Source organism: Streptomyces sp. E2N166, assembly GCF_003671715.1.
GTDB classification, from domain to species: Bacteria; Actinomycetota; Actinomycetes; order Streptomycetales; family Streptomycetaceae; genus Streptomyces; species Streptomyces thinghirensis.
In genome coordinates this window covers 64,941-68,330 of sequence record NZ_RAIF01000025.1, presented here as the reverse complement: position 1 = coordinate 68,330, position 3,390 = coordinate 64,941, and the positions used below count along the sequence as shown (strand labels likewise).

Below are 3,390 nucleotides of genomic sequence, written 5' to 3'. Positions count from 1 at the left end.
GCCCCTCGCCCGGCCGACCCGGAGCCCTCCCGGGCGGGAAGCCGGCCGGGCGAGGGGCGGCAGCGGCCCGGGCGGCCCGAGGAGCGCGAGCCGGAAGAGGCCGCCGCGGACCATAACGCCCGCCACCGGGCGGACGGTGACGGCGACGAGGACCTGCCCGACGATCCGGAGACCGCCGTGGCCCCCGGGGAGGCCGCCCTGGTGCCCTCGGCGTCCCCGTCCCGTTCCCAGCCGCAGGCCGGCACGCACGCCGACGACGCCACCGAGCCCGTGGTGCGAGCCCTCCCCCTGGGCAGCGGGCTGGTCCTCATCGGCCTCGGTCTGGCCCTGGCCTTCGTCGGCCTCCGCCTGCGGCGCGGCTGACGCACACCCGTTACGGGGCGATCAGCAGCACCTTGCCGATGTGGCCGCTCTCCTCCACGACCCGGTGGGCGGCGGGGGCGTCGCTCATCGGGAGTTCGCGGTCGACGATCGGGCGCACGCGAGCGCCACTGCCGCCGCCCAGCAACGGCCAGACGTGCTCGCGTACGGCCGCCACGATGGCCGCCTTCTCCTCCAGCGGCCGGGCACGCAGCGAGGTCGCGCTGACGGCGGCGCGCTTGGCCAGGAGCGTGCCGATGTCCAGCTCGCCCTTCCGGCCGCCCTGCATGCCGATGATCGCCAGCCGGCCGTTGACGGCGAGGGCCCGGACGTTGCGGTCCAGGTACTTGGCGCCCATGTTGTCGAGGATGACGTCGGCGCCCGCACCGCCCGTCGCCTCCTTCACCTCGGCGACGAAGTCCTGCTCGCGGTAGTTGATCAAGATGTCGGCGCCCAGTTCGGCGCAGCGCTCCAGCTTCTCCTTGGTGCCCGCCGTCACGGCGACCTTCGCGCCGACGGCCTTGGCCAGCTGGATCGCCATGGTGCCGATGCCGCTGGAACCGCCGTGCACGAGCAGCGTCTCGCCGGGACGCAGGTGGGCGACCATGAAGACGTTCGACCAGACGGTGCAGACCACCTCGGGCAGCGCCGCCGCCCGCCTGACGTCGATGCCCTCCGGAACAGGCAGCAGCTGACCGGCCGGAACGGCGACCTTCTCGGCGTAGCCGCCGCCGCCGAGCAGCGCGCACACCTCGTCGCCCACGGACCAGCCGGACACGCCCGTCCCGAGTGCGGCGACGCGCCCGGAGCACTCCAGGCCGGGATAGGGGGAGGCGCCGGGCGGGGGGTCGTAGAAGCCCTGGCGCTGCATGATGTCGGCGCGGTTGACGGCGCTGGCCGCCACCTCGACCAGGACCTCGCCCTCGCCGGGCACCGGGTCGGGGACCTCGGCCCAGACCAGCGCCTCGGGGCCTCCGGGTTCGGAAATCGTGATCGCATGCATGAGGGCGACGCTACTCCTCCGCCCCCGCCCGGGCCCCTCCACCCGGGCCCCCGGTCGGAGCGTTCTCCGTCTCCCGGTCGCGGCGCCTCCGACTTTGGGACCGTCCACCGGAAAATCCCTGTGCGCGACCGATGAGTTTGCGCGACGGTAAAGGTCTTCCCATGCGTAGCCCAAAAACGCGTAGCCCAAGAACGCGGAAGGACCACCAATGAGCACGCACACGTCCGGACTCGCGATCGAGACCGCGGGACTGGTGAAAACGTTCGGCGAGACCAGGGCCGTGGACGGGGTGGACCTCGCGGTACCCGCCGGCACGGTCTACGGCGTCCTCGGCCCCAACGGCGCCGGCAAGACCACCACGGTGAAGATGCTCGCCACCCTCCTGCGGCCCGACGGCGGCCAGGCCCACGTCTTCGGCCACGACATCGTGGCCGAGGCCGACCACGTGCGCAGCAGGGTGAGCCTCACCGGGCAGTACGCGTCCGTGGACGAGGACCTCACCGGCACCGAGAACCTGATCCTGCTGGGCCGGCTCCTCGGGCACGGCAAGACGGCCGCGCGGGAGCGGGGTGCCCAGCTGCTGGAGGCCTTCGGGCTGACGGAGGCGGCGGCGAAGCAGGTCAAGCACTACTCCGGCGGCATGCGGCGGCGCATCGACATCGCCGCGTCCATCCTCAACACCCCCGACCTGCTCTTCCTCGACGAGCCGACGACCGGCCTCGACCCGCGCAGCCGCAACCAGGTGTGGGACATCGTGCGCGCGGTCGTCGCCCAGGGCACGACCGTGCTGCTGACCACGCAGTACCTGGACGAGGCCGACCAGCTGGCGTCCCGGATCGCCGTCATCGACAAGGGCAGGGTGATCGCCGAGGGCACCAAGGGCGAGCTGAAGGCGTCCGTCGGCGCGGGCTCCGTCCATCTGCGGCTGCGGGACGCCGACCAGCGGCCCGAGGCGGAGCGGCTGCTGCGGGACCTGCTGGTCGCCGAGGTTCAGCTGGAGCCCGACCCGGTGGCGCTGACCGCGCGCCTCGGGGTGGCGGCGAGCGACACGGCCGCCGACCAGGCCGCCAAGGCGCTGGGCGAGCTGACCAGGGCCGGCATCACCGTCGACAACTTCTCCCTGGGACAGCCCAGCCTCGACGAGGTCTTCCTGGCGCTGACCGGGCACGACACCGGCCAGACCACCGGCACCGGCACCGGCACCGGCCCTGACACGAAGGACGAGGTGGCGGCATGAGCACGGCCACGAGCACCGAGAGCAAGGAACTCTCCGCGGTCAGCACCGAATCGCTGGCGGCCCTGCTGGTCACCAAGGAGCGGCCGCCCCGGCCCAGTGCCCTGTCCACGTCCCTGACGTTCGGATGGCGCGCGATCCTCAAGATCAAGCATGTGCCGGAGCAGCTCTTCGACGTCACCGCATTCCCGATCATGAACCTGTTGATGTTCACGTACCTCTTCGGCGGTGCGCTGGCGGGTTCGCCGAGTGACTACATCCAGTTCGTGCTGCCGGGCATCCTCGTGATGTCGGTCGTGATGATCACGATGTACACCGGCATCTCGGTGAACGTCGACATCGAGAAGGGCGTCTTCGACCGCTTCCGCTCGCTGCCGATCTGGCGGCCCTCGGCGATGGTCGGCTACCTGCTCGGCGACGCGCTGCGCTACAGCATCGCGTCCGCCGTGATGCTGGCCGTGGGCCTGCTGCTCGGCTACCGGCCGGACGGCGGACTCGGCGGTGTGCTCGCCGGGATCGTGCTGCTGCTGGTGTTCTCGTTCGCCTTCTCGTGGATCTGGACGATGTTCGGGCTGATGCTGCGCACCGAGAAGTCGGTGATGAGCGTCAGCATGATGGTGATCTTCCCGCTCACCTTCCTGTCCAACGTCTTCGTCGACCCGAAGACGATGCCGGGCTGGCTGCAGGTGTTCGTCAACAACAGCCCGATCACGCATCTGGCGTCCGCGGTGCGCGGTCTGATGGCGGGCGGCTGGCCCGGCGTCGAGATCGCCTGGACGCTGGGCTGGGCGGG

The 3,390-nt window shown here is 71.6% G+C and carries 3 protein-coding genes and 1 pseudogene; 3 read left to right on the top strand and 1 reads right to left on the bottom strand.

The annotated features are described in order from the left end of the window. A pseudogene (locus EBH09_RS39000) lies at positions 1 to 363 on the top strand (hypothetical protein); the annotation flags it as partial. A gap of 10 nt (positions 364 to 373) precedes the next feature. Here EBH09_RS39000 and EBH09_RS18280 read toward each other — a convergent pair. Beyond that, entirely contained in the window at positions 374 to 1,363 is a 990-nt protein-coding gene (locus tag EBH09_RS18280) for an NAD(P)H-quinone oxidoreductase (protein WP_121748067.1), read from the bottom strand. 208 nt (positions 1,364 to 1,571) lie between these two features. On the opposite strand from EBH09_RS18280, the gene EBH09_RS18275 reads away from it, so the two are divergent. Continuing rightward, positions 1,572 to 2,600, top strand: a complete 1,029-nt coding sequence (locus EBH09_RS18275; RefSeq protein WP_121748066.1) for an ATP-binding cassette domain-containing protein — start codon at positions 1,572 to 1,574, stop codon at positions 2,598 to 2,600. Further along, a partial coding sequence (locus tag EBH09_RS18270; RefSeq protein ID WP_153182686.1) for an ABC transporter permease occupies positions 2,597 to 3,390 on the top strand: 794 nt, incomplete at its 3' end. The genes EBH09_RS18275 and EBH09_RS18270, both read left to right, overlap by 4 nt.

Coding starts and splice junctions, on each gene's coding strand:
- EBH09_RS18280 (WP_121748067.1), bottom strand. CDS start 1,363: ATGCATGCGATCACGATTTCCGAACCCGGAGGCCCCGAGGCGCTGGTC.
- EBH09_RS18275 (WP_121748066.1), top strand. CDS start 1,572: ATGAGCACGCACACGTCCGGACTCGCGATCGAGACCGCGGGACTGGTG.